Origin of the sequence: Pseudomonas sp. RIT778, from assembly GCF_019718735.1 — a bacterium.
GTDB classification, from domain to species: domain Bacteria; phylum Pseudomonadota; class Gammaproteobacteria; order Pseudomonadales; family Pseudomonadaceae; genus Aquipseudomonas; species Aquipseudomonas aphyarum.
Map to the genome: position 1 here is coordinate 47,507 of NZ_JAIHBA010000007.1, position 26,358 is coordinate 73,864.

Below are 26,358 nucleotides of genomic sequence, written 5' to 3' on the forward strand. Positions count from 1 at the left end.
CACTACCGTCAAAAGCAAACACCCGGCTGTCGGCAACAAAGATGTCATTGACGCTCGATCCCTTGATCACCTCGATGTCGGTGTAGGTATCCCCCGCTGCGATCCCGGAATTGACCCCGGTCTTGAAGTTGAGCGTTACACCCACGGTGCTGTCGGTGTAGTCCACGGTGTCTCTGCCCGCACCACCGATGAATTGGTCCGCGCCGGCGCCGCCCTGGAAAATATCGTTGCCGATGCCGCCCGTGATGATGTTATCGCTGGCGTTGCCAAATCCGGAAAAACTGGCGGTTCCGGTGTAAGTCAGTCGTTCGACGTTGGCCGACAGGTATTGAATTGCATAATTGGTACGGACTTCGTCATTTCCGCCTCCAGCCTGCTCGATCACCGTGCTGACAACGGTGTCGTTGATGATGTAGACATCGTCACCCGCACCGCCTTGCAGGACCACGGTACCGCCCGCCACATTGAACGTGTCGTTGAACGCGGTGCCGATCACCTTCTCGATGCCGGTCAAGGTGTCGCCCTGAGCATCACCACCGATGCCGGCACGGCCGGTACCATTGGTTACGAGTTCGACATTGATCGCCTCGGCAGACGTCGAATAATCCACCACGTCAGCCGTACCGGCGCCGCCGTCAAAAGCAAACACCCGGCTATCGGCGACAAAGGTATCGTTGCCGCTCGAGCCGAGGATTCGTTCAATGCCGGTGTAGGTATCGCCCGCCGCGATGCCGCTGTTGACACCGGTTTTCAGGTTGATGCTGACGCCGACAGTACTGTCGCCGTAGCTGGCGGTATCGATGCCGGCGCCACCGATAAATTGATCGGCGCCCGCGCCTCCATAGAACAGATCGTTACCGACACCACCGGTAATAATGTTGTCGCTGGCATTGCCCCAGCCGACGAATGCCCCGGTGCCGGTATAGGTCAGACGCTCGACGTTCGCGCTCAGGTAGATCTGGCCGAAGCTGGAACGCACCTCGTCGTCGCCACCACCTGCCTGCTCGATCACCGTACCGCCATTGTCGAGGATGTAGACGTCATTACCGGCGCCGCCTTCAAAGGTGAACGTGCCCTTCTGCGCCGTGAACGTGTCGTTGAATGCGCTACCGATAACCTTCTCGATATTGGTCAGGGTATCGCCCTGGGCATCGCCGCCGGTACTGGCAAGACCTGCAAGGTTTACATTGACCGCCGCTGAGGACGCCGAGTAATCGACGGTATCGGCGTTTCCATCACCACCATCGATCTTGTCAGCTCCGGCACTGCCCCTGATGAGATCATTACCCGCCAGACCGTTGATCTCATCATCACCCGAAGTACCGTTCAGCGTATCCGCGCCGCTTGTTCCGTTTATGACTGCCATCGTTTCTTCCTTGCCTTTGTATGAACCGGTACCTGTCAGCGTGGCGAACGCACTTGATCGCGGCGCACCGCTCGTTAAGCGAATCTGTTGATATCGACAGAAAAATCCCAACGCTTGAGTGCGCCGACAAAAAAAAGTATCGCGATTGATACAAATACGTTTTTTGCAGCGCAAAAAAACAGGCGACTCGAAAGTCGCCTGTTTTGCAGAGGGTCATGCGCGAGCGGATCAGTCCGCCAGCCAGCCCGCTTCCCAGTACCGCAGGTTGTCGCCGCGCAGTACGTAGTCGCGCAGTACGACTTCACGCAGCTCATCACCCATGCGATAGCTGGCGTCCGGGTCGGCCAGGTGCATGCGGATCGCTTGCAACCACTCATCCGTGGAGTTGGTCTTGATCCGCGTGCAAGGCAAATAACCGCGATAAGCCTCGGTGTCGGTGCAGATCACCGGGTAGCCGCAAGCGCCATACTCCAGCAGGCGCAGGTTGCTCTTGCAGTCGTTGAAGATATGGAACTCCAGCGGTGCCAGGGCCAGGTCGAGGTTGAGGCTGGCCAGTTTCGCCGGGTACACGTCGAGGCCGATCACGCCATGGAACTCATGCATGTACGGACGCAGATCGTCCGGGCACATGCCGAAGAACACCCAGTCGACCTCGTTCGCCAATTCGCGAACCACATCGGCGATGACAGCAAGGTCACCGTGGTGACTGGTGCCGCCACCCCAGCCGACCCGCGGTTTTTTCGACGTGCGGCGCTGGCTGCGCAGGTCTGACCACAGGTGTTTGGCCAACATGTTCGGAACAACGCGAATATCGTTGTGCATGCTCGACAGCGCATTACCCAGCGGTGCCGTGGACACCACGACCCGGTCGCACATGCCGATCGCACGACGTACCAGCGCCTCCATCTCATCCTTGCCCGGCATGTTGCGAATGTGGGCATTGCGATGGGGAACATGGATCACGTAATCGTCGAGCTCGTAGATCCGGCGGGCATTCGAATATTTTTGCAGGCTCGGAATCTCGTTGATCGGGCCTTCGGAATATCGTCCCTGCAAAATGATCACGTCCGGCGACTGACGCTCGATCTCAATGATCGTCGGCAGGTTGTAGTGAATACGCCCCAGCGCCCGGCCGGCCGCTTCCAGCTCGATCAGCGGTTGCGTCACGCGGTAGTGACCGATGGCCGATGCGTTGACCGGCAGTGCGAGGATTTTCGGCAACTGCGGCTGCGAAAACGGGCTCCAGCCCGTGCGCAACCCCGGATCGAGACGGAAGCTTGACCCGACAATCCCGTTCAATGACAGGTTGGCGTTGTACGCAGGATCGCGCGCCACAATCGGCAGCCAGCGCTTGTAGAAGACTTCCTGCTCCTGACTGTGCAACGCCACTTCAGCGTCGCTCGCCGCCACGACCGGCTGTGCGCCGAGTGCCAGTTGGGCGAATGGTGTCCAGACCACCAGATAGCCTTCCTGACCAACGCGCAGGCACAGGTCGACCTCGTGCAGCGACTGCGCCAGGTTCTGCTCGTCAAGCCCGCCGACCGCATCGAACACCGACTTGCGCACCATCAGGCAATCGCTGCCGACTGCGCTCAGATCCTGAGCGACCAGCAGCCGGTACATGTAACCCGTCGCGTGCATCGACTCGCCGTAAAACGGCACACCCGCCGGCCCTTGCAGGCCGAGAATCAGACCGGCATGCAACACCCGGCCATCCGGGTTGAAAATCTTGGCACCCACCACGCCGACTTCCGGGCGCTGTGCGTGATTGAGCATTTCCGCCAGCCAGTCACCGTGGGTGATCACGCTGTACGGATTGAGCAGCAGCACATACTCGCCACGAGCATGGCTGACCGTGACATTGCGCACCGCCGCCACATTGTCCTGCAGCGGGCAGTCGAGGACGCGAATCCGCTCGCTGCCCAATTGCGACATGCCGTCAAACCAGGCCTTCGCCTCGGCGCTCTGGCTGCCGTTGTCGACCAGCAACAACTCATACTCGCCGTAGATGGTTTTCTCCAGCAGACTCTCGACACAACGCTGAACCGCCGCCGTCTGATCCTTGCTGACGATGACAATCGACACCAGTGGCTGGCTGGCGTGGTGGTAGTTCACCCGATTGAGCAAAGCCGAACTGCCCCGGCGGATCTCATGCGAGATGCCCAGACGGTGCAGGTGTGCTTCCAGCAATTGCGCGTTGTTGTCTGCCAGTTGCGGCTCCGACAGCCATTTGGCCAGATCGAATGCCGACTCCAGCAGAATCTCCGAAATGTGGCCGACCGCCTGCAAACCGTCGTTCTCGACCATGCGCAGCAATAAGTCGTGCGGCGCCAGTTCGCCAAGGGCGGAGTCGAAACCACCCAGCGTCAGGAAGCGTTCACGCTCGAATGCCAGCGCCCTGCCTACGTACGGATAGCTGCGCATCAGGTCCAGGTTGAAATCCGGCTTGAACACGGGCTCTGTGGATTCGCCCTGGCTCAACCCGCCTTCATCGCTGTACAGACACATCAGCGTGCGCGAAAGCGCAATGCGCTCAGCCATCACCAACAACGCCGGCACGACCAGACGATCACCGGCACGCAGCAGATAGAACCAGTCAGCGCCGTCCAGTTGCGGCAACAGTTCATTGAGCTGCTGGCGCCAGTCATCCTGTAGCGGCATGCGCACGACACGCTCATCCAACTGCGCTTCGCTGCACGATGCCGACAATACGAGGGTCAGCTCAGGCACATACTCCTGGGCTGCGAGCGATTGAAGCGTCAACTCCAGGGCAGAAACGCTGTCCTGCTCGTCGATGATCACCGGCACGATCTTCGGAATGCGCGGCCAGTTGGCCATCGTCTCCGGCAACAGCTCGCGCTGCCCTTCTGTCAGGCTTCGGCACGCCAGCCATTGTGCGTACAACTGAGCAAAACTGACGCTGGCGATACCGACGTGCCAATCCTGGGTCGTCTGCTTGGTGCCCAGAGTCCGGCTCAACGGCAACTCTTCCCAGACCCGAGGCGACTCCTGCGCCTTGGTGACCGGCAAATAACGCACCCAGCCCGGCGCAGGCGCTGACTCGCCGCTGCGAGCCTTGAGCATCTGGGTCAACCATTGCCGTTCGACCATTGTCGCATCGCGCATCGCTTGCTGAGCGCTCAAGCGCTCGGGGTACAGGCGCTCGACGCTCAGAATGTGATTGGACACCACCATGTTGGCGCGACGCAGCAGGCACACATACAACGCAAAATCCAGGGAAGCGACAAAACAATGGCCCGGCTGTGTCAGGGCCGGCAGCAGCTCCAGCACATCGGCTCGACGGAACAGGGCATTACTGAAGCCGCCAAGAATATTGACCGGGAAGTTTTCGAAAATGGCCAGCAGGTCTTCGCCCTTGAACAGGCCGGACACCGGAGACAGCGGAGTATTTTCCAGACGCGAAGGCAGCGGCAGATCGTCGGCATCCCAGAACAGTCGCTGGGCCAACACCAGATTGACATCTTTCTGATCGATGAGCGTTTGTGCCTGACTTTCGATGCACGTAATAAACAACTGATCGTCGTCGCACAGGAACTTGATGAACTCACCCTGCGCCTGTTCCAGGCACGCCTGGAAGTTGCCGACCATCCCCAGAGTGTGCGGATTACGCACATAGCGCACGGCAAACCCGGTTCTTTCGACGGTCGATACGACAACCGCTTCGATCTCGTCGCCACGGCTGTCGTCGCAGACAATGATCTCGAGATTGCCGTAGCTTTGGCTCACGGCACTGTTCAAGGCCCGTTCGAAAAAACGCGGATTGAAGGCAGGGATGACGAGGCTGACAAGGGGAAGTGAATTCACGGCGGACTCGCAAGCGGCGGGAACCCGCCCGGAACAGCGAGCCCTTTGAAACCGCAAAAAAAAGACGATTGATACAGAGCGGTCAGAGCAAACGGGCGCTTGCGCGCCCGTTCAGGATCAGATCTTGTTGAACAGGCCCAACTGAGAGATTTTGCTGAACGCCAGTTGCGAGGCCTGCAGCATGGTCTGCTGCAAGGTCAGGCGGGTCATCACCTCGGCCGGATCCGAATCACGGATCGTGCCCTGGGTGTTGGAGTTTGCCAGCTGCAGGCTCTCGTTGGTGGTGCTCTGGTCATCCAGCGACTGCCCGCGGGCACCGATGGACGTCACCGCGCTGCCGATCTGGTTGGCGGCGCTGTCGATGTTGCCGAGGCCGGCTTCCATGGCACCCTGGAATTTCTGCTTGGCAACCGGATCACCGTCGATCGGAGTGTTCAGCGCCGTGACCATCTGGCCCAGGGTGTCGAGCACGTTCTGGGTCTGGTGGTTGTTGGACTGGATCGAGAACTGGTCACCGGCCGCCGGTGTGCCACCGAGGGCGAAGGTCACACCCGCTGCCGTGGCGTTGCCACCGGCCACGGTACCCGACGAGATCGGCTTGCTGTCGGCAGTGACAGGCGCCGCGTACAGGTCGAACGCGGTGGCGCTGGTGAACTTCAGGACTGCGCCGCCACCCGACGGGAAAGCCGCGTCGTAGGCTGCCTGGTTGGTCACGCTGGAACCGGTGATGACTGCGGTCGACGGGTTGCCCGGGCTGCGCGAAGTGGTGAACGAGTCCGGCGAAGCCGACAACTGGAAGCTGTGACCGGCAATGACCGCGTCCGGGTTGGTATCGCCGGCCTTGAGGTTGATGTTCAACTTCATGTCGACGCCACGGAAGCTGACCGTCTGGTTCGCGCCGTTGCTGTTGCTGATCAGACCGTTCTGGCTGGCTTCGGCGGTCACGTCGTTGCCCAGGGCATCGGTGATCTTCAGCTGAGTGCTGCTGATGAAGTCCACGGTGTAAGGCTGACCGGCCGCAAACTTGGCGTTGTAGGTGGCGGCGGTGCCGATCGTACCGTTGGTCAGCACCACGCGACCGTCATCGACAGCCGGAGCCGTCATTGTGGTCTGGGTGCGGCTGGTGTTGATGGTCTGCTGGAACGCATCCCAACCAGTGGTGTTGGTGGCCACCGACAGGCCGTCGCCAATGCCCAGGTTGATCTGGGTCTGGTCACCGTTGTAGGTGTAGGTGCCATCGGCGTTCTGCGAGTACGGCGCGGTGTCGGTCTTCGAACCGGAGAACAGGTAGTTGCCGTTGGCATCCTTGGAGTTCATCAGGCCCAGCACTTGTTGCTGGATCTGGCTCAGTTCGGCGGCGTAAGCCTGACGGTCCTTATCGGTGGCGATGCCGTTGTTGGCGGCCAGACCGATTTCCTTCGCGCGCTGCAAAGCAGTGGTGATGGAGTTCAGTGTGGATTCCTGAACGGTCAGCGCGCTCTTGGTAGTGTCGATGTTGCCTTTGTACTGATCAAGCATCGCGGCCTGCTGGCCGAGCTTGAGCAAGCGACCGGCGCCGATCGGATCGTCGGCGGCGGTGTTGATGCGCTGCAGGCTGCTGGCTTCGTTCGCGGTCGCGACAGCCTTGCTGTAGTTGCGCTGATATTGAGCAGCTTGCGTCGCGTAATACTGAGCGGTGGAAATGCGCATGAATTACGACTCCTTAAAGACTGTTGATCAGCGTGGCGAAGGTTTCCTGCGCAGCTTTGATGATCTGCGAAGACGCTGTGTAGTACTGCTGATACTTGACCAGGTTGCCGGTCTCTTCGTCCAGGTTGACCTGAGACAGCGAATCACGCGCGCCCTGCGCCTGATCCAGAATGGCCGTGGTGGCTTCAATGTCGGACTTGCTTTGAGCAGCCTTGGTACCGACGTTGGTCACCAGCTTGTTGTAGGCGTCGGTCAGGCTGATGCCCTTGCTGCCCGAGCCGGTGTCCACGGTCTGCTTGGTCTGCAGGCCGACCAGCGCCTGGGCGTTGCGGTTGTCCGAAGACGCCGCGCCGGTCAGGCTCATGGTGAAGGTTTCGCCGGCTTTCGGCGTCGCGCCCACGGTGGTCTGCACGGTGAAGGTTTTCTGCACGTTCGGCGTGACGCTGGTGTCCATCACCGGAGCGCCGGTGGAGTCGACCATGCCGATCTTCAGGTTCAGGGTGTTGGCCTGCCCCGGCACGATGGTTCCGCTGCCGATGGTGTTGCCCTTGGCGTCGACCATGTTGTACGACTGGCTGCCGCTGGCGACTGCACCGAACACCAGTTTGACCGGGGTCGAATACTTGAGCGCGTTCTGCAACTCGGCCTGGGAAGTCGGGTTGTAGATGTCGATGGTGTCGGTCAGCGTCGGCTGGGTGTAAGTGCCGGAGTTGTTGGCACTGGCAACGCCGGTCAACGGTGCCGCCGCCGCGATTTTCTTCGGGTCGGTGAGCACGGTCTGGATGCTCGAGGCCGCGCCACGGGTCGGGGTCACCTTGAAGGTGTCACCGGCGCTCAGGGCACCGCCATTGAGGGCCAGAGTAAAGCCGTCGATCACCGGAGGCGGCGTGGTCGTGGTGCTGAACGAACCCATGTCGGTGCCGTCCGAGCGCTTGACCGTGTAGTTGGTCGCGCTGGTGAAGGTGACCTGGTAATCGTTGGTGGTCAGCTTGCCGGTGTCCTTGATGGTGACGTCAAGGTTGCCCGAACCCGCACTGTTGCCCGCCTGGGCAATGCTGCGCTGACTGATCAGCGCGGCACTGTTGATGTTGTTGAAAATCGCGGCGCCGAAGTCACCGTTCTTGTCGATGCCCTGGGCTTGCTGACGGTTGACCTGATCGGCGATCACCAGCGCTACACGGCCCAGTTCGTTGAGCGACGGGTCGAGCACTTCCTTGCGATAGCTCAGCAGACCGCCGATTTCGCCACCACTGATCACCGAAGTGATGTCGATGGTGCTTGAACCGCGATCCATCTGGATGCCCATGCGCGACGGGTCATCCTTGCTCGGCACAGTGCTCAGGGTGTTGGTGGTGTTACCGACAACCAGCGGCTGACCGCTGCCGACGTAGACGTCGAAGCTGGTGCCGCGCTCGACGACCTGCGCGCCGACCAGTTGGGAGAGCTGGCGCACGGCTTCGTTACGGGTGTCGAGCAGATCGTTCGGCTGGCCGCCGCTGGTGGAAATCTCGCCGATCTTCTGGTTGAGATTGGCAATCGAGGTGGCCAGCTTGTTGACCTGAGCCGCCATGTCGCCGAGGTTGCCGTTGAGCGTGGTGTTCTGGTCGTTGAGCTGCTTGGCCAGGGCGTTGAAGCGGCTGGTCAGGGCTTGCGCGCCGGTCAGCACCGATTGACGGGAAGTGTCGTCGGTGGCCGAGGTCGATACGCCTTGCATCGAGGTAAAGAACTTCTGCAGCACGCCGGTCAGGCCGGTGTTGGTGTCGGACAGCGAGCCGTCCAGTGCGGTCGCCTGTGCGCCATAGGCGGCGGCTTCGCTGCTCAGCGAGGTGGCGGTGTGCAGCTGCGATTCGAGGTAGGAGTTGTACACCCGGCGCACGTCGGCGAGGGTCGTACCGGTACCGATGAACACGTTACCGTACTGAATCGAGGACTTGGTGCCCTGCACGGTTTGCTGGCGTGAATAACCGGCGGTGTCGACGTTGGCAATGTTGTTACCTGTCACAGCCAGAGAGGACGAACTCGCGGCCAACCCCGACATCCCGATATTGAGCAAACTCATGATTCAAACCTTACCTTGTGTTTATAAGGGCGTTGTTGAAACGCCGGCCGCAGCGTAGTTCTGATTGACCGTCATCTGCCTGGCAATCTGCGAAATCTTCGTCGCGTAGTTCGGGTCGGTCGCGTAACCGGCCTTCTGCAATTCGCGTACAAACTGTTCTGGGTTATCGGCCGACTTCAGCACATCTTGATAGCGATTATTGCTCTGCAGCAAAGTCACCAGATCGTGGAAGCTGTCCTTGTACGAGGCATAGGAACGGAACTCGGCCGTCTCCTTGACCATCTGCCCGTTGCGGAACTCACTGGTGATCGCCCGGGCCGAATCGCCCTTCCAGTTGCTGCTGGCCTTGATGCCGAACAGGTTGTGACTGCTGCTGCCGTCCTGGGCGCGCATGACCGATTTGCCCCAACCGGTTTCCAGTGCAGCCTGAGCCACCAGATAACGCGGATCGACGCCAATGCGTGCGGCGGCTTCCTGGGCCATCGGCAGCATGGTGTTGACGAACTGGTCGGCGTTGCTGAACGCGCGCTTGGCCGGTGCCAACGGGATCTGCGCCATGGCGCGGCCGTAAATCTGCATCTGTCCGCCAGAGGCCTTGTCCGCCTCGGCGCGGTCCAGCCAGTCGCCGTTGTACAGCGGGCCGGAACCGGTGACAGCGGCGGTCGTGGCGCGTTGCGGCAGTTGAGTGGCCGCTGCCGGCGTGGCCGACGGCACCAGACCTGCGAGCAAGCGATCCGCCAGTTTCGGCGGCAACGCCAGACGACGCTGGTTGATCATTTCCATGTCATTGCGATGGGTCAGCTCGGTGTTCGGCGCATGCACCGAGCGCGACGCCCACAACGGACGCTCGCCATTGAGTCGCGACAACGGGCCATTGGTGGCCACGGTGCCGGCGGCAATCGGCGTGGCCACGGCAGCGGCCTTGGCCTTGGCTTCTTCCTGCTTGGCGGCGGATTCGGCTGCAGCCTCGCCCGGCGCCATCGGTTTGTTCTTCGACATCTGCTTGATCAGCACGTCGGCCAGGCCGATACCACCGCCCTCGCGAGACATGGAAACCGCCAGTTGCTGGTCGTACATTTCCTGATACTGCTTGGCGGCCGGCGTGTTGAGCGGGTTGTCCTGGCCCAGCGCTTCGGTGGCCGAACGCATCGACTTGAGCATTTCACCGAGGAACAGCGATTCGAACTCCTGCGCAACCTTGCGCATGTTTGCGTCGCTGTTCTTGTCGCCGACCTTGAGCTGGTTCAAGCGATTGAGGTCGGAGTACGAACCCGAATCGCTGCTGCTGACCAGACCGCTTTTGCGCATATCCATGGTCGCCGTCCTCAGATCACGATCAGGTCGGCTTGCAACGCGCCGGCCTGCTTCAGTGCTTCGAGAATGGCCATCAGGTCACCCGGCGCTGCGCCGACCTGGTTCACCGCCCGGACGATCTCGTCGAGGGTGGTGCCCGGGCCGAACTTGAACATCGGTTTGGCTTCCTGCTCGGCATTCACCCGCGAGCGCGGCACCACGGCGGTCTGGCCGTTGGACAGTGGGCCCGGCTGGCTGACGATCGGGTCTTCGGTGATGGTCACGGTCAGGCTGCCGTGGGTCACGGCGGCTGGCGATACCTTCACGTTCTGGCCGATGACGATGGTGCCGGTACGCGAGTTGATGATGACTTTCGCCACCGCCTGACCCGGATCGACTTCGAGGTTTTCCAGGATCGACAGGTAGTCGACGCGCTGGCTCGGATCGAGCGGCGCGGTCACGCGGATCGAACCGCCGTCGATGGCCTGGGCGACGCCAGGGCCGAGCATGTCGTTGATCTTGTCGACGATGCGCTTGGCGGTGGTGAAGTCGGAACGGTTGAGGTTCAGCGTCAGGCTGTTGCCCTGGTTGAAACCGCTCGGCACCGAACGCTCGACCGATGCACCGCCAGGGATGCGACCGGCCGACGGAACGTTGACGGTGATCTTCGAACCGTCACGACCTTCAGCGTCGAAACCGCCAACCACCAGGTTGCCCTGAGCGATGGCGTAGACGTTGCCGTCGATACCCTTGAGCGGGGTCAGCAACAGAGTGCCGCCGCGCAGGCTCTTGGAGTTACCGATGGACGACACGGTGATGTCGACCTGCTGACCCGGCTTGGCGAACGCCGGCAGATCGGCACTCACCGATACCGCCGCAACGTTTTTCAGCTGCACGTTGCCCGATCCCGGCGGCACCTTGATGCCGAACTGCGAGAGCATGTTGTTGAAGGTCTGCAGGGTGAACGGGGTCTGCGTGGTCTGGTCGCCGGTGCCGTTAAGACCGACCACCAGGCCATAGCCGATCAACTGGTTGGAACGCACGCCGGAGATGCTGGCGATGTCCTTCAACCGTTCGGCTTGTGCATTGAAGGCCGCCGACAGCAACAGCGCAGCCACCATAAAGCTTTTCAGATTCAACGTAGCCACCTAGAAAGGGAACAGCGGGCTGAGGAAGAAACGGTCGAACCAGCCTGGCTGACTCGCATCGGCGAACGAACCGGTGCCCGAGTAGGTGATGCGCGCATCGGCAACCCGGGTCGAGGACACGGTGTTGTCGGTGGCGATGTCATCGGCCCGCACGAGACCGGCGATCCGCACCAGCTCGTCACCGGTGTTGAGGGTCATCCACTTCTCGCCACGCACGGCGATGATGCCGTTGGGCAGCACGTCGGCGACGGTCACGGTGATCGAGCCGGTCAGGGTGTTGCCCTGGGCGGCCTTGCTGTCACCTTTGGTCGCGCGGTCGCCTTCGTAGCTGGCGCTCAGGCTCAGGTCATTGCTGCCGATCGGGTTGTTGGTGGTCGCACTGCTGCCGAACAACGATGTCAGACCGATGCCGGTCTTGCTGTTCTTGGCCACCTGCGAGTTGGCGTTCTTGCTGGCCTGGGTCCGCTCGTTCAGGGTGATGGTGATGATGTCACCGACCCGGAACGCCTTGCGGTCGCTGTACAGGTTCTGCTCGAAACCGGCCTGATAGATCGAGCCGTTGTTGGCGGCCGACGGCAACGGTGTGCGCGGCAACACCGGGGCGTAGTAAGGATCATTGGGCTTGGGCGTCGGAGCGACGCAGCCCGCGAGCGAGACGACCCCACTCAATGCCACAACAGATACAAAGCGCTTCATGACCCTTACCTCACGGTGTTGCAGGCGACCTCATGGCCGCCTCATAGACTTGATTACAGATTCTGCGTTACGAACGAGAGCATCTGGTCGGCGGTGGAGATCACCTTGGAGTTCATCTCGTACGCGCGCTGGGTGGTGATCATGTTGACCATCTCTTCCACGGTGCTGACGTTGGAGGTTTCCAGGGTGTTCTGCAGGGTGGTGCCGAAACCGTTCAGGCCCGGAGTACCGACTTGCGGTGCACCGGAAGCGGCGGTTTCCAGGAACAGGTTGTTGCCTACCGCTTGCAGACCGGCCGGGTTGATGAAGTCGGCGGTTTGCAGGTTGCCGATCACTTGCGAAGCGGCGTTGCCGGCCACGGTGATCGACACGGTGCCGTCACGGCCTACGGTGAAGGTCTGGGCGTTGTTCGGGATGACGATAGCCGGCTCCAGAGCGAAACCGCTGGCGTTGACGATCTGGCCGTTGGAGTCGAGGTGAAAAGTACCGTCACGGGTGTAGGACGTGGTGCCGTCCGGCTGCAGGATCTGGAAGAAACCGCGACCGTCGATAGCCATGTCCAGCGGCTGCTCGGTAGTTTGCAGGCTGCCGGCGGTGAAGTTTTTCTGGGTGCCGACGATGCGCACACCGGTACCCACTTGCAGACCCGACGGCAGTTCGCTGTCCTGGGTCGACTGGGCGCCTGGCTGACGCTTGATCTGGTACAGCAAGTCCTGGAACTCGGCGCGGTCACGTTTGAAACCCGTGGTCGACACGTTCGCCAGGTTGTTGGAAATGGTGGTCAGGTTGGTGTCCTGGGCGGACAGACCGGTTTTGGCAACCCATAGAGCCGGAAGCATTCGATTCTCCTCGTGCGCCTGTTTTACGGCGCGACGTTCTGATAATTAGCTGATCTGCAAGACCCGAGCCATGGCCTGGTCGTCGTCTTTGGCGGTGTTCATCATCTTGACGTGCAGTTCGAACTGCTTGGCCAGGGCCAGCACCGACGTCATTTCTTCCACGGCATTGACGTTGCTCGACTCCAGGAAACCCGACACCAGTTTGACGTTGGCATCGGCCGGCGCAGGCTGGCCGTCCTTGGTGTAGATCGAACCGTCCAGGCCCTTGTTCATGTTCTTGATGTCCGGGTTGACCAGCTTGATGCGGTCGACTTCGGCCATGACGCGCGGGCCCTCGCCCATCGCACGGATGCTGATGGTGCCGTCTTCACCGACTTCCACCTGCTGCTCCGGCGGCACGGCGATCGGACCGCCGTTGCCCATGACCGGCATGCCGTTGCCGGCACGCAATACGCCAAGGGCGTCGATATTGAGGCTGCCGGTGCGCACGTAGCTTTCACCGCCATTGGGGTTCTGCACGGCGATCCACCCGTTGCCCGACACGGCCACGTCGAGGTCACGGCCGGTCTGCACCAGCGAGCCCGGCGTGAAGTCGGTGGCGGGCCGTTCGCTCATGGCAAACGCACGCGCCGGAAAGCTGTCACCGAACACCGGCATCGAACGCGCCTGCTCCAGGTCGCGCTGAAAACCGTTGGTGGAGATGTTCGCCAGGTTGTTGGCATGAGCCTTTTGCGCCAGTGCGTTCTGGCTGGCGCCGGTCATTGCCACATAAAGGTACTTGTCCACACTCTTTCCTCTGCATGCCGGACGTTTGCCGCCCACCGCTGTACTGCTGAGCCATAAGCAATTTGCAGACCAACTTTTTTCTGGCGGCCGAGGGCCCGGTAAACAAAGGACTTGAGGGATTTTGCGAGGATGAGGGAAATGTATCGAAGTCGAAAAACCGGCGGTGTCATGCCGCTTGGCGGCAAACACTGATGCGGAGGTTGCCCGGACTACCGCTTTCGCGAGCAAGCTCGCTCCCACAAGAGATCGCGTTTCCACTGTGGGAGCGAGCTTGCTCGCGATGAGGCCATCAGAAGCGATGCAACTACCGGTCAAGACTCGCTCTTGCCGACTTCATACTCACGCAGTTTGTTGGCAATCGTGGTGTGCGAAACCCCGAGCCGCTTGCCCAGCTGCCGGCTGCTCGGATGCTCTGAATACAGTCGCTCAAGCACCGCTTTCTCGAAGCGCCCGACAATCTCGTCCAGCCCGCCTTCGAGGGAGAAATCGCCAAGCGGCTGACGCACGCCGTAATCCGGCAGGCGAATGTGCTCGGCCTTGACCGTGCCGCCTTCGCACAGCGAAACCGCCTGGAACAACACGTTCTCCAACTGCCGCACATTGCCCGGCCAATGGTAATGACTGAGCCGGTCCATCGCCGCCGGCGCCAGTTTCGGCAACGGGCAGCCGATCTGCCGGCTGGCCTGATCGAGGAAGTGTTCCACCAGCGGCGTCAAACCGTCGAGGCATTCGCGCAGTGGCGGGATGTGCAGCGACAGCACGTTCAAGCGGTGATACAGATCCTGGCGAAACTCGCCGCGCGCGCACAACTCCGACAGGTCGACCTGGGTTGCGCAGATCACCCGCACGTCCAGGTAAACCTCTTCATCACTGCCCACCCGCCGGAAGCAACCGTCCTGCAGGAAGCGCAGCAATTTCACCTGCAAGCGCGGGCTCATTTCGCCGACGCCATCGAGGAACAGCGTGCCGCCCGCCGTCAGCTCCAGCAGCCCGAGCTTGCCTTCGGCGCGCGCGCCTTCAAAGGCACCGGGGCCGTAGCCGAACAGTTCGGTCTCGGCCATCGACTCCGGCAGTCCCGCGCAGTTGAGCGCCATCAACGGCGACTGACCGCGCGGGCTCGCCAAATGGCAGGCCCGTGCCAGCAATTCCTTGCCAGTGCCGGTTTCGCCCTCAATCAACAACGGCGCATCCAGCGGCGCCATGCGTCGCGCTTCACGCACCACCGCCGCCATCACTTTCGAGCTCTGGAAGATGCTATCGAAGCCACGCAACTCTTGTTTGCGCACGTTATAGATGCGCTCGCCGACCCGGTCCGCGCGGTGCAGGGTGAGCACGGCACCGGCCATGGCCTCGCTGTCGTCGTGTTCCGATTGCAGCGGCGCGATGTCGGCCAGAAAGATGTCGCCCTTGACCTTGACCCGCATGCCGTTGATTCGCGATTTGTTGGCGCGCACCAGTTCCGGCAGGTCAAAATCTTCGGCGTAACGCGACAACGGAATCCCCGGCACCTCGTCCACCCGCACCCCGAGCAACTGCGCCGCCGCACGGTTGGCCGCCACGATGGAGCCGCCCATGTCGATCGACAGCACCGGAAACTCCAGCGCACCGAGCAGCGCATTCAACTCCATGTGCCGCCGCTCGCTGGGCATCAGCCCGACCCGCTTGACGCCGAACACCCCGGCAATCGCCTCGAACTTCGGTCGCAACGCCTGGAACTGAATGTTGATCAGGTTCGGGCAATGCAGGTAGATCGCGTTGCCATGCTCACCGCCCACCTCGCCACGGGCGACGTTGATCCCGTACTCCACCAGCAGATTGAGAATGTCGCGCAGGATGCCGATGCGGTTCTGGCAGTGGACTTTGATACGCATATAAAGGCCCGAAACAGGTGAAGAGGCGGTCTGACGCCGGAATTTTCTGCGCAGCGCGCAAGATAGTCGTCAAGATTATGTGACAGCCATCGGCCTTTTCAAACCCGGCAGTCACCGCAAACACGACTTATCGCACGAAGCGTAACGAAAATTTTACGAATTAAAGAGACTTTTCCTACTCGACCAGCCTTCAACCTGCTGCAACAACGAACGTTCCGGGGTATTTCTCAGTCCATCGCAGGACATAACAAGAACGAAATTCCCCTCGCAGGAGAGCAGTATGAAGCAGACGCAATACGTGGCCCGCGAGCCCGATGCGCAAGGTTTTATCGACTACCCCGCCGAAGAACACGCGGTGTGGAACACGCTGATCACCCGCCAGTTGAAAGTGATCGAGGGTCGTGCGTGCCAGGAATACCTGGACGGTATCGAAAAACTCGGTCTGCCCCACGACCGCATTCCGCAACTGGGCGAGATCAACAAGGTGCTCGGCGAGACCACCGGTTGGCAGGTTGCCCGCGTCCCGGCGCTGATCCCCTTCCAGACCTTTTTCGAATTGCTCGCCAGCAAGCAGTTTCCGGTGGCCACGTTCATTCGTACCCGTGAAGAGCTGGACTACCTGCAAGAGCCGGACATTTTCCACGAGATCTTTGGCCACTGCCCGCTGCTGACCAACCCGTGGTTCGCCGAATTCACCCACACCTACGGCAAGCTCGGCCTGCAAGCGACCAAGGAAGAACGCGTTTATCTGGCGCGCCTGTACTGGATGACCATCGAGTTCGGCCTGGTCGACACCCCGCAAGGCAAACGCATCTACGGTGGCGGCATCCTGTCTTCGCCGAAAGAAACTGTTTATTCGCTGTCGGACGAGCCCGAGCATCAGGCCTTCGATCCGCTGGAAGCCATGCGCACGCCGTATCGCATCGACATTCTGCAACCGCTGTATTTTGTCCTGCCGAACCTCAAGCGCCTGTTCGACCTGGCCCACGAAGACATCATGGCCATGGTCAAGCAAGGCATGCAGCTGGGTCTGCACGCACCGAAGTTTCCGCCAAAACCAAAAGCCGCGTGACCCGCGACTTTTGCTTACAAGTGAGTCTGTCCGTCGTCGCCACTTTGGTTTAGCGTGGCGACACTGACCGCCAATATAAAAAAACACCTTCAGATTTCAGGAAGTCCACCATGTCCACTTTGAACCAAGCCCATTGCGAAGCCTGCCGCGCCGATGCCCCACAAGTCAGCGATGAAGAACTGCCGATCCTGATCAAGCAGATCCCTGACTGGAACATCGAAGTACGCGACAGCATCATGCAGCTGGAAAAAGTCTTCCTGTTCAAGAATTTCAAGCACGCGCTGGCCTTCACCAACGCCGTCGGCGAGATCTCCGAGGCCGAAGGTCACCACCCGGGCCTGCTGACCGAGTGGGGCAAAGTCACCGTGACCTGGTGGAGCCACTCGATCAAAGGCCTGCACCGCAACGACTTCATCATGGCCGCGCGCACTGACGAAGTGGCCAAGACCGCAGAAGGACGCAAGTAATGCACTTCGACGCCATCGGCCGGGTGCCCGGCGACCCGATCCTCGGCCTGATGGAGGCCTACGCGCAGGACTCCAACCCGCGCAAGTTCGACCTCGGCGTGGGCGTCTACAAGGATGCCCAGGGCCTGACGCCGATCCCCGAAGCGGTGAAAATCGCCGAGGCGCGTCTGGTCGAGAGCCAGGACACCAAGACCTACATCGGTGGCCACGGCAATCCGCTGTTCGGCAAGGTCATCAACGAGCTGGTGCTCGGTGCCGATTCGGCACTGATCGCCGAGCAACGCGCCGGCGCCACCCAGACCCCGGGTGGCACGGGCGCCCTGCGCCTGGCAGCGGATTTCATCGCGCAATGCCTGCCGGGCAAAGGCGTATGGCTGAGCAACCCGACCTGGCCAATCCACGAAACGATTTTCGCGGCCGCCGGGGTCAAGATCAGCCATTACCCGTACGTCGGCAGCGACAACCGCCTCGACGTCGACGCGATGCTCGCCGTGCTCAATGAAGTGCCGAAAGGCGATGTGGTGCTGCTGCACGCGTGCTGCCACAACCCGACCGGTTTCGATCTGAGTCACGACGACTGGCAGCGAGTGCTGGATGTGGTGCGCAGCCGTAATCTGCTGCCGCTGATCGACTTTGCCTACCAGGGCTTTGGCGACGGTCTGGAGCAGGATGCATGGTCGACCCGGCTGTTCGCCGCCGAGTTGCCCGAGCTGCTGATCACCAGTTCCTGCTCGAAGAACTTCGGCCTGTACCGCGACCGCACCGGTGCGTTGATCGTCAGCGCGAAAACCGCTGACAAGCTGATCGACATACGAAGCCAGCTGGCGCACATCGCCCGTAACCTGTGGTCAACGCCGCCGGATCACGGCGCGGCTGTGGTCGCCACGATCCTCGCCGACCCGGAGCTGAAAAGCCGCTGGGCCGACGAAGTGGAAGCCATGCGCCTGCGCATCGCCCAATTGCGCAGCGGGCTGGTGGAAGCGCTGGAACCGCACGGTCTGCGTGAGCGCTTTGCGCACATCGGCGTGCAACGCGGGATGTTCTCCTACACCGGCCTGTCGCCGGAACAGGTGAAAAACCTGCGCGAGCATCACAGCGTGTACATGGTCAGCTCGGGCCGGGCCAACGTCGCCGGGATTGATGCAACGCGCCTCGACCTGCTGGCCGAAGCGATCGCCAGCGTCTGCAAATAACTCCCCCTTGTCTTGATCGTTCCCACGCTCCGCGTGGGAATGCCTCAATGGACGCTCCGCGTCCGCTTCGGCAGGGACGCAGAGCGTCCCGGGCTGCATTCCCACGCAGAGCGTGGGAACGATCATCGCGAACAGGCTCGCCCCTGCATTCGCCCTGCGTCACCCTGTCGCACTTGTCTAGACAATCCCGCCCGTCGAAACAAATGGATTTAAAAATCTGTTTGTCACTTTTCCTGCTGTATCCTTCGCAGGCTTTCTGAAAGCGCGGATCTACCAGATCTATCAACAGACTTAGCGAGGAGCGCAACCATGCACGAGATTCCGAATCTCCCCTTCCCAAGCCTGCACGAAACTGAGCAGACGACCACGCAACAAGCCGGTGCCCAACAGCCCGAGCCGAAAGAAGCCGCCGAGAGCCGTCCGGCCGACAGCGAAGAGTAAGCAACACCCGCCGTACAGACCGTGTGGAAAGCGCTAACATGCGCTTTCCACACTGCCTGAAACCTGAGCTGCCATGTCCAAAGAATTCGATGAACAACAGGCCGAGATCCTGATCGGTGCCACCGAGAAGATGATCGAGATCTGGAGCCGTCTCTCGCCCGAGAAACAGGCCGCCCTGCTCGCCCGTTTCGGCAGCGAGGAAAACGCGCTGGCCGCACTGGTCACCACGCAATTGGTCGCCCCGGCCAAATAGTTTTACTTTTCCCCGCCCCAGACGCGTCCGCATCGGTATCATGAGCAGCCTATCTATTCTGCTCTTCCCGTGGATCGTAATTCATGTCGTCCTCTATGCCAGAACCCCAGCGCCCCCTGGCGGTCACGCTGCAAGTCGTTTCCATTGTTTTGTTCACCTTCATCGGCTACTTGAACATCGGCATTCCGCTGGCGGTGCTGCCAGGTTATGTGCACAGCGACCTGGGCTTCGGCGCGGTCATCGCCGGGCTGGTGATCAGCGTGCAATACCTCGCCACGCTGCTCAGCCGCCCGTATGCCGGCAAGATTATCGACAACAAGGGCAGCAAACGTGCAGTGATGATTGGTCTGGCCGGTTGTGGCTTGAGCGGTGTGTTCATGCTGATTTCGGCGTGGACGCCCAACCTGCCGCTGCTGAGCCTGATCAGCCTGTTCGTCGGCCGTCTGGTGCTGGGCAGCGCTGAAAGTCTGGTCGGCTCAGGCTCGATCGGCTGGGGCATCGGCCGCGTCGGCGCCGCCAACACCGCCAAGGTCATCTCGTGGAACGGCATCGCCAGTTACGGTGCGCTGGCGGTCGGTGCGCCGCTGGGGGTGTGGCTGGTCAGCCGTTTTGGCTTGTGGAGCATGGGCGTGAGCATTCTGTTGCTGGCCACGCTGGGGCTGTTGCTGGCCTGGCCGAAAACCGCCGCGCCGATTGTGGCTGGTGAGCGTCTGCCGTTCATGCATGTCCTCGGTCGCGTCTTCCCGCACGGCTGCGGACTGGCGCTGGGCTCGATCGGTTTCGGCACTATCGCCACCTTCATCACTCTGTATTACGCCACGCAGCACTGGGATAACGCGGTGCTGTGCCTGAGCCTGTTCGGCGCCAGCTTCATCGGTGCGCGGCTGCTGTTCGGCAACTTGATTAACCGCCTCGGCGGCTTTCGTGTGGCGATTGCCTGCCTGTCGGTGGAAACCCTGGGCCTGCTGTTGCTGTGGCTCGCGCCGGACGCGCACTGGGCATTGGCCGGTGCGGCATTGAGCGGTTTCGGTTTCTCACTGGTGTTCCCGGCGCTGGGCGTGGAAGCCGTAAACCTGGTGCCAGCCTCCAGTCGAGGTGCGGCGGTCGGGGCGTATTCGTTGTTCATCGACTTGTCGCTGGGCATCACCGGGCCGCTGGCGGGAGCCATTGCGGCGGGCTTCGGTTTTGCCTCGATCTTCCTGTTCGCCGCCCTCGCCGCGCTGAGCGGCCTGGCACTGAGCGTCTACCTGTACCGCCACACGGCGAAGTACCGCGAAGACTAGAAATCCACCTTGCCGCGCCCGGCCTTGATGCTGCCGCGCTTGGTTTTCGACTCGAGCCGACGCTTCTTTGAACCCAGCGTCGGCTTGGTCGGCCGGCGCTTCTTTTCAACCTTGGTAGCGCTGAGAATCAACTCGGTCAAACGCTCCAGCGCATCGGCGCGATTCTGTTCCTGCGTGCGGTACTGCTGGGCCTTGATGATCAGCACGCCGTCGCCGGTAATGCGACTGTCGCGCAACGCCAGCAGCCGCTCCTTGTAGAACTCGGGCAAGGACGAGGCCGGAATGTCGAAGCGCAGGTGCACGGCGCTGGAGACCTTGTTGACGTTCTGCCCACCGGCGCCCTGGGCGCGGATGTACGTCAGTTCGATCTCGGCATCCGGCAGATGCACGTTGTTGGAAATCACCAGCATGGAAAAGCGTCCGTATTCAGAACCCGCAGGATACCGCGAAAGCACAAAAAACCCGGCACGTGGCCGGGTTTGTTGTTTTTGCTGCGACGCTTACTTGGCAGCGTTCGCCGCGTGCAGTGCCTGCTGTGCACCGCGCTTGTTCTTGATCACGTAGCAGACCCACATGAACACCACCCACACCGGGATCGCGTACACCGAGATCTGGATGCCCGGGATCAGCAGCATCACGCCGAGAATAAACAGGACGAACGCCAGGCAGATGTAGTTGCCGTACGGGTACCACAGCGCCTTGAACAGCGGCTTCTGGTGGGTCTTGTTCATGTGCTGGCGGAACTTGAAGTGCGAGAAGCTGATCATCGCCCAGTTGATCACCAGCGTTGCAACCACCAGCGACATCAGCAGTTCCAGCGCGTGTTGCGGGATCAGGTAGTTGAGCAGCACCGCCACCAGAGTCACTGCCGCCGAGGCCAGGATCGAACGCACCGGCACGCCGCGCTTGTCGATCTTCGCCAGCGCTTTCGGTGCATCACCCTGCTCGGCCATGCCCAGCAGCATGCGGCTGTTGCAGTAGGTGCCGCTGTTGTACACCGACAATGCCGCGGTCAGAACCACGAAGTTGAGGATGTGCGCAGCGGTGTTGCTGCCGAGCATCGAGAACACCTGCACGAACGGGCTGCCGCTGTAGGAATCGCCGGAAGCGTTGAGGGTTTCCAGCAGGCTGTCCCATGGGGTCAGCGACAGCAGGATCACCAGTGCGCCGATGTAGAAAATCAGGATCCGGTAGATCACCTGGTTGATCGCTTTCGGGATCACGGTTTTCGGCTCGTCGGCTTCGGCTGCGGTGAAACCGAGCATCTCCAGACCGCCGAAGGAGAACATGATGATCGCCATGGCCATCACCAGACCGCTCACACCGTTCGGGAAGAAGCCGCCGTGGGACCACAGGTTGCTGACCGAAGCCTGCGGGCCGCCATGGCCGCTGACCAGCAGGTAGCTACCCAGGGCGATCATGCCGACGATTGCCACGACCTTGATGATCGCGAACCAGAATTCGGCTTCACCGAAGACTTTGACGTTGGCCAGGTTGATCGCGTTGATCAGCACGAAGAACGCGGCGGCGGTGACCCAGCTCGGGATCTCCGGCGCCCAGTAGTGGATGTACTTGCCGACTGCGGTCAGCTCCGACATGCCCACCAGGATGTACAGGATCCAGCAGTTCCAGCCCGACAGGAAGCCGGCGAAACCGCCCCAGTATTTGTGTGCGAAATGACTGAAGGAACCGGCCACCGGCTCTTCGACGATCATTTCGCCGAGCTGGCGCATGATCATGAAGGCGATGAAGCCGCAGATGGCATAGCCGAGGATCATCGACGGGCCGGCGGATTTCAGCACCCCGGCCGAGCCGAGGAACAATCCGGTACCGATCGCGCCACCGAGGGCGATCAGTTGAATATGGCGATTTTTCAGGCCGCGTTTCAGCTCGCCTGATTGCGAGTTTTGTCCACTCATGAAAAAGGTCTCACGCAAGGTTTGATGATGTTCAGTAGACGTTGCTGCAAGGTTGCGATTTCAGCCAACCTTGATCAAACCCCAGCGCAGGCACCAGGAATTCAGCTTTTTTACAACGGTCATGCGTCACCTGTTTGTTTTTATCTGTGACGAAATCGAACCCGACACGCTTGTGACGCGGCGGAGTGAACAAGGCGGATAAACCTTGAGGTTTGCGCGATTACGCAGAGGGTCACAGTTAAAACGCGGCGCATTGTACACCGCTAACCCCCTGCTGCCAGACCTCGCCGGATCAGCGTGTCGGTTGCCGGGATTGCATGTGTCCACCCCGGGAGGCCCGGGCGGCTGCAAAAATTGAGTCAGGCCTTTGCAGGCCATCGGCGTGGGCGATGGAAAATCCGCCCCACGTGGAGAAGTGAAATTGGATAACGGCGTTCATTGCGCCTCCTTCTTGTTATGCACCTGCACGACAGGCATGCAGCGCATCTCACCTTCCAAACGACGCTGAAACAAGCGCGCCAGAGCGCTGCGCAAGGCCCGGCGGGCCTGGCTCCGGCAGATTTTCCTTACAGCCTTACAAAGGCACCCGATTCACGGGACTGCGACGGCTTTTTCGTAAATATTCACTGACAGTGCGTAACGTAAAGTTTCCACTCCAGACCCATCGAAGCGCCGTCCGGTAATTGACGTTAGCTGGCTAACTATTTGAAAGGCGTTAAGTTTTTTGTTTTAAAACAAGAAAAACACGCCCAAAAAATAGAAATAAAAAGTCCAAAAAAAAAACGCCAACCCTGAGGTTGGCGTTTCTGTTTTCAGCTTGAAGCTTGCCGCTTGAAGCTTACAACCGCGTTATTCCGGCTTCTTGCGACCGAAACCCGGACGCTGGCCGGAACCGGCCGGTGCGCCACGGCGCTTGCCCGACGGCTTGTCATCGTCAGCCAGCTTGATGCCTGGACGCTTCGGCGCCGGCTTGGACGGACGCTTGGTGTCGACTGGACGATCCGCCACCGGCGTACCGCGACCTTCGCCCCGCTCGGTACGGCCGTTGGCCGGACGCGGAGTGCGTGGGCCGCGCTCGCCATCCGGACGCGCTGCCGGCTTGCGACCTGGACGCTCGCCTTCGATCTGCGGCTCGCGGACCGGACGCGGACCGGCGCCAATCGGTGCACCGTTGGCCGGACGCAGGGTGCGCACGCGCTCGGTACGGGCCATCGGGCGCGACGACTTGCGCTGCATGCGATCGAGCTTGTCTTTGCTCTTGGCGTTCAGTTGCGGCATGGCCACCGGGGTCAGGCCGACTTCGGCGCTCAGTACGTCGACTTCGTACTGGCTCATTTCGCGCCAGCGGCCCATCGGCAGGTCGGAGTTGAGGAACACCGGACCGAAACGCACGCGCTTCAGGCGGCTGACCACCAGGCCCTGGGATTCCCACAGACGACGTACTTCACGGTTACGGCCTTCCATCACCACGCAGTGATACCAGTGGTTGAAGCCTTCGCCGCCCGGTGCCTGTTGAATGTCGGTGAAACGCGCCGGGCCGTCTTCCAGTACAACGCCGGCCTTCAGGCGCTCGATCATTTCGTCATCGACTTCGCCACGCACACGCACCGCGTACTCACGGTCCATCTCGTAGGACGGGTGCATCAGACGGTTGGCCAGTTCACCGTCGGTGGTGAACATCAGCAGACCGGTGGTGTTGATGTCGAGACGACCGATGTTGATCCAGCGGCCTTCTTTCGGACGCGGCAGCTTGTCGAACACGGTCGGACGGCCTTCCGGGTCGTCACGGGTGCAGATCTCGCCATCGGGCTTGTTGTACATGATCACGCGGCGAACCGACTCGGCGGCTTCTTCACGCTTGATGACCTTGCCATCAATGGTGATGGCGTCGTGCATGTCGACACGCAGGCCCAAGGTGGCGTCTTTGCCATTGACCTTGATGCGGCCGGCAGCGATCCAGGATTCGACATCACGGCGCGAGCCGACGCCGATACGGGCGAGGACTTTCTGCAGCTTTTCGCCTGCTGGGCCGATTTCCTGGTCGTCTTTCTGATTGATGTCACTCATCTGGGCACCTCCCGGTGTGGTCTGTTCAGCGGCGCTGAATGAGCCGCTGAAGCGTTGAAATCTGGGTTTTCGGGCGAAGGGATCGCCGAAGGGTCGCGAATCATACGCGGATGTGGCCGCGCGCGCATCAGAGACTAGTCGATCAGGGCAAGGTTATTTCTTTTTCCGCCGACCGGTGGCCCCGAGCTTGATCAGACGCAGCGCGGCTTCAGCCAGTACGGTGCGCTTGTCGTCCTTGTCGAGTTTCTTCCAGGCCCGGATCTCGCGCTTGCTGCGGCCGCAGCCGAGGCAGATGTCGTCGCTGAACTTGCAGACGCTGATGCACGGATCCTTGGTCGAGCTCATGCTCAATCCTCGAACTCGCGGCGTTCGGCTTCAATGGCTTCGGCCAGGGCGCGGGCCTCGGCTTCTTCTTCGCTCAGCTCTTCTTCTACGACTGGTTCCGGAGCGGGCTGTTCGAGACGGGCGACGGCAGCCAGCAGTTTTTCCCGGGCTTCGGCCACGCCGAGCACATCGTCTTCCTGCTCGGGCTCAAATTCAGGCTCAAACTCAGATTCAGGCTCGAATTCAGATTCAGGCTCGAATTCAGTTTCGAATTCACCCTCAACCAGCGGCTCGACCGGATCGGACTCAACCCCGGTCGGCATCGACTCGCCACCCACTCCGTCACGCAGCAAGTCGTCGAAGTCGGTCTTGATCCCCTCCTCCATGCTGTCCAGTTCCAGCAGCAGGGTGTGGAAACTGGTTTCTTCCTTCGGCTCTTCCGGCTCGGCGCTGGCGTCGGCCAGTTCCTGCAGGCCCGGTGGCACCGGAGCGTCGTCGAAATCGAGCACCGGATCCGCCTCGATCTCGCGCAATTCGGCCAGCGGCGGCAGGTCGTCGAGGTTCTTCAGGTTGAAGTGGTCGAGAAACGCCTTGGTGGTGGCAAACATCGCCGGTTTGCCCGGCACGTCGCGGTAACCGACGATGCGGATCCACTCGCGCTCGATCAGCGTCTTGACGATGTTGGTGTTGACCGCCACACCCCGCACGTCCTCGATCTCGCCCCGGGTGATCGGCTGGCGATAGGCGATCAGCGCCATGGTTTCCAGCAGCGCTCGGGAATAGCGCTGCGGACGTTCTTCCCACAAACGACCGACCCACGGCGCGAACTTCTCGCGGATTTGCAGGCGATAGCCGGAGGCGACTTCCTTGAGCTCGAACGCCCGGCCCTCGCAGGACTTGCCGAGCAGGGTCAGGGCTTTCTTGAAGACCGGCGGTTCCGGGCGTTCGCCTTCTTCGAACAGTTCATACAGGCGCTCGAGGGATTGCGGCTTTCCCGAGGCCAACAGAAAGGCTTCAAGCAGGGACGCCAGCTCGCGGGGTTCAGTCAGGTTCATATCGGGACTCGTTATTCGGCTCGGGCTCGCACGTGGATCGCGGCGAACGGCTCATTCTGCACCAGCTCGATCAGGGATTCCTTGACCAGTTCAAGGATCGCCATGAAGGTCACCACCACACCGAGCTTGCCCTCCTCGGCGGTGAACAGCTCGACGAACGGCACAAACCCGCCGCCCTTGAGCCGCTCCAGCACGTCGCTCATGCGCTCACGGGTGGACAGCGCCTCGCGGCTGACCTGATGGCTTTCGAACATGTCGCCCCGGCGCAGCACTTCGGCCATGGACATCAGGATTTCTTCCAGCGCCACGTCCGGCAACAGCTTGCGTGCGCGGGCTTCGGGGGCGTCGAGCTTGGGCACGATCACGTCGCGACCGACCCGGCTCAGGCCATCGATGCCTTCGGCGGCAGCCTTGAAGCGTTCGTACTCCTGCAGGCGGCGGATCAGTTCGGCGCGCGGGTCGTCTTCTTCGTCCTCGACGGTTTCGGCACGGGGCAGGAGCATCCGCGACTTGATCTCGGCCAGCATCGCGGCCATCACCAGGTACTCGGCGGCCAGTTCCAGGCGCACCGACTGCATCAGCTCGACATAGCCCATGTACTGGCGGGTGATTTCCGCCACCGGGATGTCGAGGATGTTGATGTTCTGTTTGCGGATCAGGTACAGCAGCAGGTCGAGCGGGCCTTCGAAGGCTTCGAGGAAGACTTCCAGCG

General features: G+C 61.2%; 21 protein-coding genes and 1 pseudogene. 6 read left to right on the top strand and 16 right to left on the bottom strand.

Annotated elements, in window-relative coordinates; genetic code table 11:
- The 10 genes and pseudogenes from K5E37_RS05690 to K5E37_RS05735 form a co-directional block, all read right to left on the bottom strand.
- A pseudogene (locus tag K5E37_RS05690) lies at window positions 1-1,366 on the bottom strand (calcium-binding protein); the annotation flags it as partial.
- Between the two features lie 228 nt (window positions 1,367-1,594).
- Complete coding sequence (locus tag K5E37_RS05695) at window positions 1,595-5,191, bottom strand: glycosyltransferase (RefSeq protein WP_221533353.1); 3,597 nt, start codon at window positions 5,189-5,191, stop codon at window positions 1,595-1,597.
- A 117-nt stretch (window positions 5,192-5,308) separates the two neighbouring features.
- A complete protein-coding gene (locus K5E37_RS05700; protein WP_221533354.1) occupies window positions 5,309-6,880 on the bottom strand; it encodes a flagellar hook-associated protein 3 in 1,572 nt (523 codons plus the stop codon).
- A gap of 13 nt (window positions 6,881-6,893) precedes the next feature.
- A complete protein-coding gene (gene flgK, locus K5E37_RS05705) occupies window positions 6,894-8,939 on the bottom strand; it encodes a flagellar hook-associated protein FlgK (protein ID WP_221533355.1) in 2,046 nt (681 codons plus the stop codon).
- 21 nt (window positions 8,940-8,960) lie between these two features.
- On the bottom strand, window positions 8,961-10,253 hold the full coding sequence (gene flgJ, locus K5E37_RS05710) for a flagellar assembly peptidoglycan hydrolase FlgJ (RefSeq protein WP_221533356.1): 1,293 nt from the start codon (window positions 10,251-10,253) through the stop codon (window positions 8,961-8,963).
- Between the two features lie 11 nt (window positions 10,254-10,264).
- Complete coding sequence (locus K5E37_RS05715; RefSeq protein ID WP_045121865.1) at window positions 10,265-11,353, bottom strand: flagellar basal body P-ring protein FlgI; 1,089 nt, start codon at window positions 11,351-11,353, stop codon at window positions 10,265-10,267.
- A gap of 27 nt (window positions 11,354-11,380) precedes the next feature.
- A complete protein-coding gene (gene flgH / locus K5E37_RS05720; RefSeq protein ID WP_085605729.1) occupies window positions 11,381-12,076 on the bottom strand; it encodes a flagellar basal body L-ring protein FlgH in 696 nt (231 codons plus the stop codon).
- Between the two features lie 53 nt (window positions 12,077-12,129).
- Window positions 12,130-12,915 carry a flagellar basal-body rod protein FlgG gene (gene flgG / locus K5E37_RS05725; RefSeq protein ID WP_007958342.1) on the bottom strand — a complete coding sequence of 262 codons (786 nt, stop codon included), beginning with the start codon at window positions 12,913-12,915 and terminating at the stop codon, window positions 12,130-12,132.
- A 45-nt stretch (window positions 12,916-12,960) separates the two neighbouring features.
- Window positions 12,961-13,701 (bottom strand): flagellar basal body rod protein FlgF, encoded by a 741-nt coding sequence (locus K5E37_RS05730; protein WP_007958343.1) that lies wholly within the window; start codon window positions 13,699-13,701, stop codon window positions 12,961-12,963.
- Between the two features lie 311 nt (window positions 13,702-14,012).
- Window positions 14,013-15,572, bottom strand: a complete 1,560-nt coding sequence (locus tag K5E37_RS05735; RefSeq protein ID WP_085605727.1) for a sigma-54-dependent transcriptional regulator — start codon at window positions 15,570-15,572, stop codon at window positions 14,013-14,015.
- Between the two features lie 280 nt (window positions 15,573-15,852).
- On the opposite strand from K5E37_RS05735, the gene phhA reads away from it, so the two are divergent.
- From phhA to K5E37_RS05760, 6 genes are all read left to right on the top strand, one after another.
- Window positions 15,853-16,644, top strand: coding sequence for a phenylalanine 4-monooxygenase (gene phhA, locus K5E37_RS05740; RefSeq protein WP_011333014.1), 792 nt, complete (start codon window positions 15,853-15,855; stop codon window positions 16,642-16,644).
- A 110-nt stretch (window positions 16,645-16,754) separates the two neighbouring features.
- Window positions 16,755-17,111: a 4a-hydroxytetrahydrobiopterin dehydratase gene (locus K5E37_RS05745; protein WP_003222798.1), complete on the top strand. Its 357-nt coding sequence runs from the start codon at window positions 16,755-16,757 to the stop codon at window positions 17,109-17,111.
- Complete coding sequence (locus K5E37_RS05750; RefSeq protein ID WP_221533357.1) at window positions 17,111-18,304, top strand: amino acid aminotransferase; 1,194 nt, start codon at window positions 17,111-17,113, stop codon at window positions 18,302-18,304. The genes K5E37_RS05745 and K5E37_RS05750 overlap by 1 nt, the downstream gene beginning before the upstream one ends.
- A gap of 309 nt (window positions 18,305-18,613) precedes the next feature.
- On the top strand, window positions 18,614-18,745 hold the full coding sequence (locus tag K5E37_RS29395; protein ID WP_007958347.1) for a hypothetical protein: 132 nt from the start codon (window positions 18,614-18,616) through the stop codon (window positions 18,743-18,745).
- Between the two features lie 73 nt (window positions 18,746-18,818).
- Window positions 18,819-18,998 (top strand): hypothetical protein, encoded by a 180-nt coding sequence (locus K5E37_RS05755; protein WP_007958348.1) that lies wholly within the window; start codon window positions 18,819-18,821, stop codon window positions 18,996-18,998.
- Between the two features lie 95 nt (window positions 18,999-19,093).
- Entirely contained in the window at window positions 19,094-20,281 is a 1,188-nt protein-coding gene (locus K5E37_RS05760; RefSeq protein ID WP_162831796.1) for an MFS transporter, read from the top strand.
- Here the strand turns inward: K5E37_RS05760 and arfB are convergent.
- From arfB to K5E37_RS05790, 6 genes are all read right to left on the bottom strand, one after another.
- Window positions 20,278-20,691 carry an alternative ribosome rescue aminoacyl-tRNA hydrolase ArfB gene (arfB, locus tag K5E37_RS05765; RefSeq protein WP_011333010.1) on the bottom strand — a complete coding sequence of 138 codons (414 nt, stop codon included), beginning with the start codon at window positions 20,689-20,691 and terminating at the stop codon, window positions 20,278-20,280. The genes K5E37_RS05760 and arfB overlap by 4 nt on opposite strands.
- Before the next feature lie 90 nt (window positions 20,692-20,781).
- Entirely contained in the window at window positions 20,782-22,200 is a 1,419-nt protein-coding gene (locus K5E37_RS05770) for an amino acid permease (protein ID WP_221533358.1), read from the bottom strand.
- A gap of 849 nt (window positions 22,201-23,049) precedes the next feature.
- Window positions 23,050-24,267 carry a 23S rRNA pseudouridine(2605) synthase RluB gene (gene rluB / locus K5E37_RS05775; protein ID WP_085605721.1) on the bottom strand — a complete coding sequence of 406 codons (1,218 nt, stop codon included), beginning with the start codon at window positions 24,265-24,267 and terminating at the stop codon, window positions 23,050-23,052.
- 153 nt (window positions 24,268-24,420) lie between these two features.
- Entirely contained in the window at window positions 24,421-24,612 is a 192-nt protein-coding gene (locus K5E37_RS05780; protein WP_007958358.1) for a DUF1289 domain-containing protein, read from the bottom strand.
- 2 nt (window positions 24,613-24,614) lie between these two features.
- On the bottom strand, window positions 24,615-25,646 hold the full coding sequence (gene scpB, locus K5E37_RS05785; RefSeq protein WP_221533359.1) for an SMC-Scp complex subunit ScpB: 1,032 nt from the start codon (window positions 25,644-25,646) through the stop codon (window positions 24,615-24,617).
- Window positions 25,647-25,657: 11 nt separating this feature from the next.
- Window positions 25,658-26,356 (bottom strand): ScpA family protein, encoded by a 699-nt coding sequence (locus tag K5E37_RS05790; protein WP_170844946.1) that lies wholly within the window; start codon window positions 26,354-26,356, stop codon window positions 25,658-25,660.
- Between the last annotated feature and the right edge of the window lie 2 nt (window positions 26,357-26,358).

Excerpts from the sequence above, each read along its gene's own strand:
- scpB (WP_221533359.1), bottom strand. The coding sequence starts at position 25,646 with ATGAACCTGACTGAACCCCGCGAGCTGGCGTCCCTGCTTGAAGCCTTT.
- K5E37_RS05735 (WP_085605727.1), bottom strand. The coding sequence starts at position 15,572 with ATGCGTATCAAAGTCCACTGCCAGAACCGCATCGGCATCCTGCGCGAC.
- K5E37_RS05755 (WP_007958348.1), top strand. The coding sequence starts at position 18,819 with ATGTCCAAAGAATTCGATGAACAACAGGCCGAGATCCTGATCGGTGCC.
- K5E37_RS05700 (WP_221533354.1), bottom strand. The coding sequence starts at position 6,880 with ATGCGCATTTCCACCGCTCAGTATTACGCGACGCAAGCTGCTCAATAT.
- flgJ (WP_221533356.1), bottom strand. The coding sequence starts at position 10,253 with ATGGATATGCGCAAAAGCGGTCTGGTCAGCAGCAGCGATTCGGGTTCG.
- K5E37_RS05780 (WP_007958358.1), bottom strand. The coding sequence starts at position 24,612 with ATGAGCTCGACCAAGGATCCGTGCATCAGCGTCTGCAAGTTCAGCGAC.
- K5E37_RS05750 (WP_221533357.1), top strand. The coding sequence starts at position 17,111 with ATGCACTTCGACGCCATCGGCCGGGTGCCCGGCGACCCGATCCTCGGC.
- flgG (WP_007958342.1), bottom strand. The coding sequence starts at position 12,915 with ATGCTTCCGGCTCTATGGGTTGCCAAAACCGGTCTGTCCGCCCAGGAC.
- K5E37_RS29395 (WP_007958347.1), top strand. The coding sequence starts at position 18,614 with ATGCACGAGATTCCGAATCTCCCCTTCCCAAGCCTGCACGAAACTGAG.
- rluB (WP_085605721.1), bottom strand. The coding sequence starts at position 24,267 with ATGAGTGACATCAATCAGAAAGACGACCAGGAAATCGGCCCAGCAGGC.
- K5E37_RS05760 (WP_162831796.1), top strand. The coding sequence starts at position 19,094 with ATGCCAGAACCCCAGCGCCCCCTGGCGGTCACGCTGCAAGTCGTTTCC.
- flgH (WP_085605729.1), bottom strand. The coding sequence starts at position 12,076 with ATGAAGCGCTTTGTATCTGTTGTGGCATTGAGTGGGGTCGTCTCGCTC.
- K5E37_RS05770 (WP_221533358.1), bottom strand. The coding sequence starts at position 22,200 with ATGAGTGGACAAAACTCGCAATCAGGCGAGCTGAAACGCGGCCTGAAA.
- flgK (WP_221533355.1), bottom strand. The coding sequence starts at position 8,939 with ATGAGTTTGCTCAATATCGGGATGTCGGGGTTGGCCGCGAGTTCGTCC.
- K5E37_RS05745 (WP_003222798.1), top strand. The coding sequence starts at position 16,755 with ATGTCCACTTTGAACCAAGCCCATTGCGAAGCCTGCCGCGCCGATGCC.
- arfB (WP_011333010.1), bottom strand. The coding sequence starts at position 20,691 with ATGCTGGTGATTTCCAACAACGTGCATCTGCCGGATGCCGAGATCGAA.
- K5E37_RS05715 (WP_045121865.1), bottom strand. The coding sequence starts at position 11,353 with ATGGTGGCTGCGCTGTTGCTGTCGGCGGCCTTCAATGCACAAGCCGAA.
- phhA (WP_011333014.1), top strand. The coding sequence starts at position 15,853 with ATGAAGCAGACGCAATACGTGGCCCGCGAGCCCGATGCGCAAGGTTTT.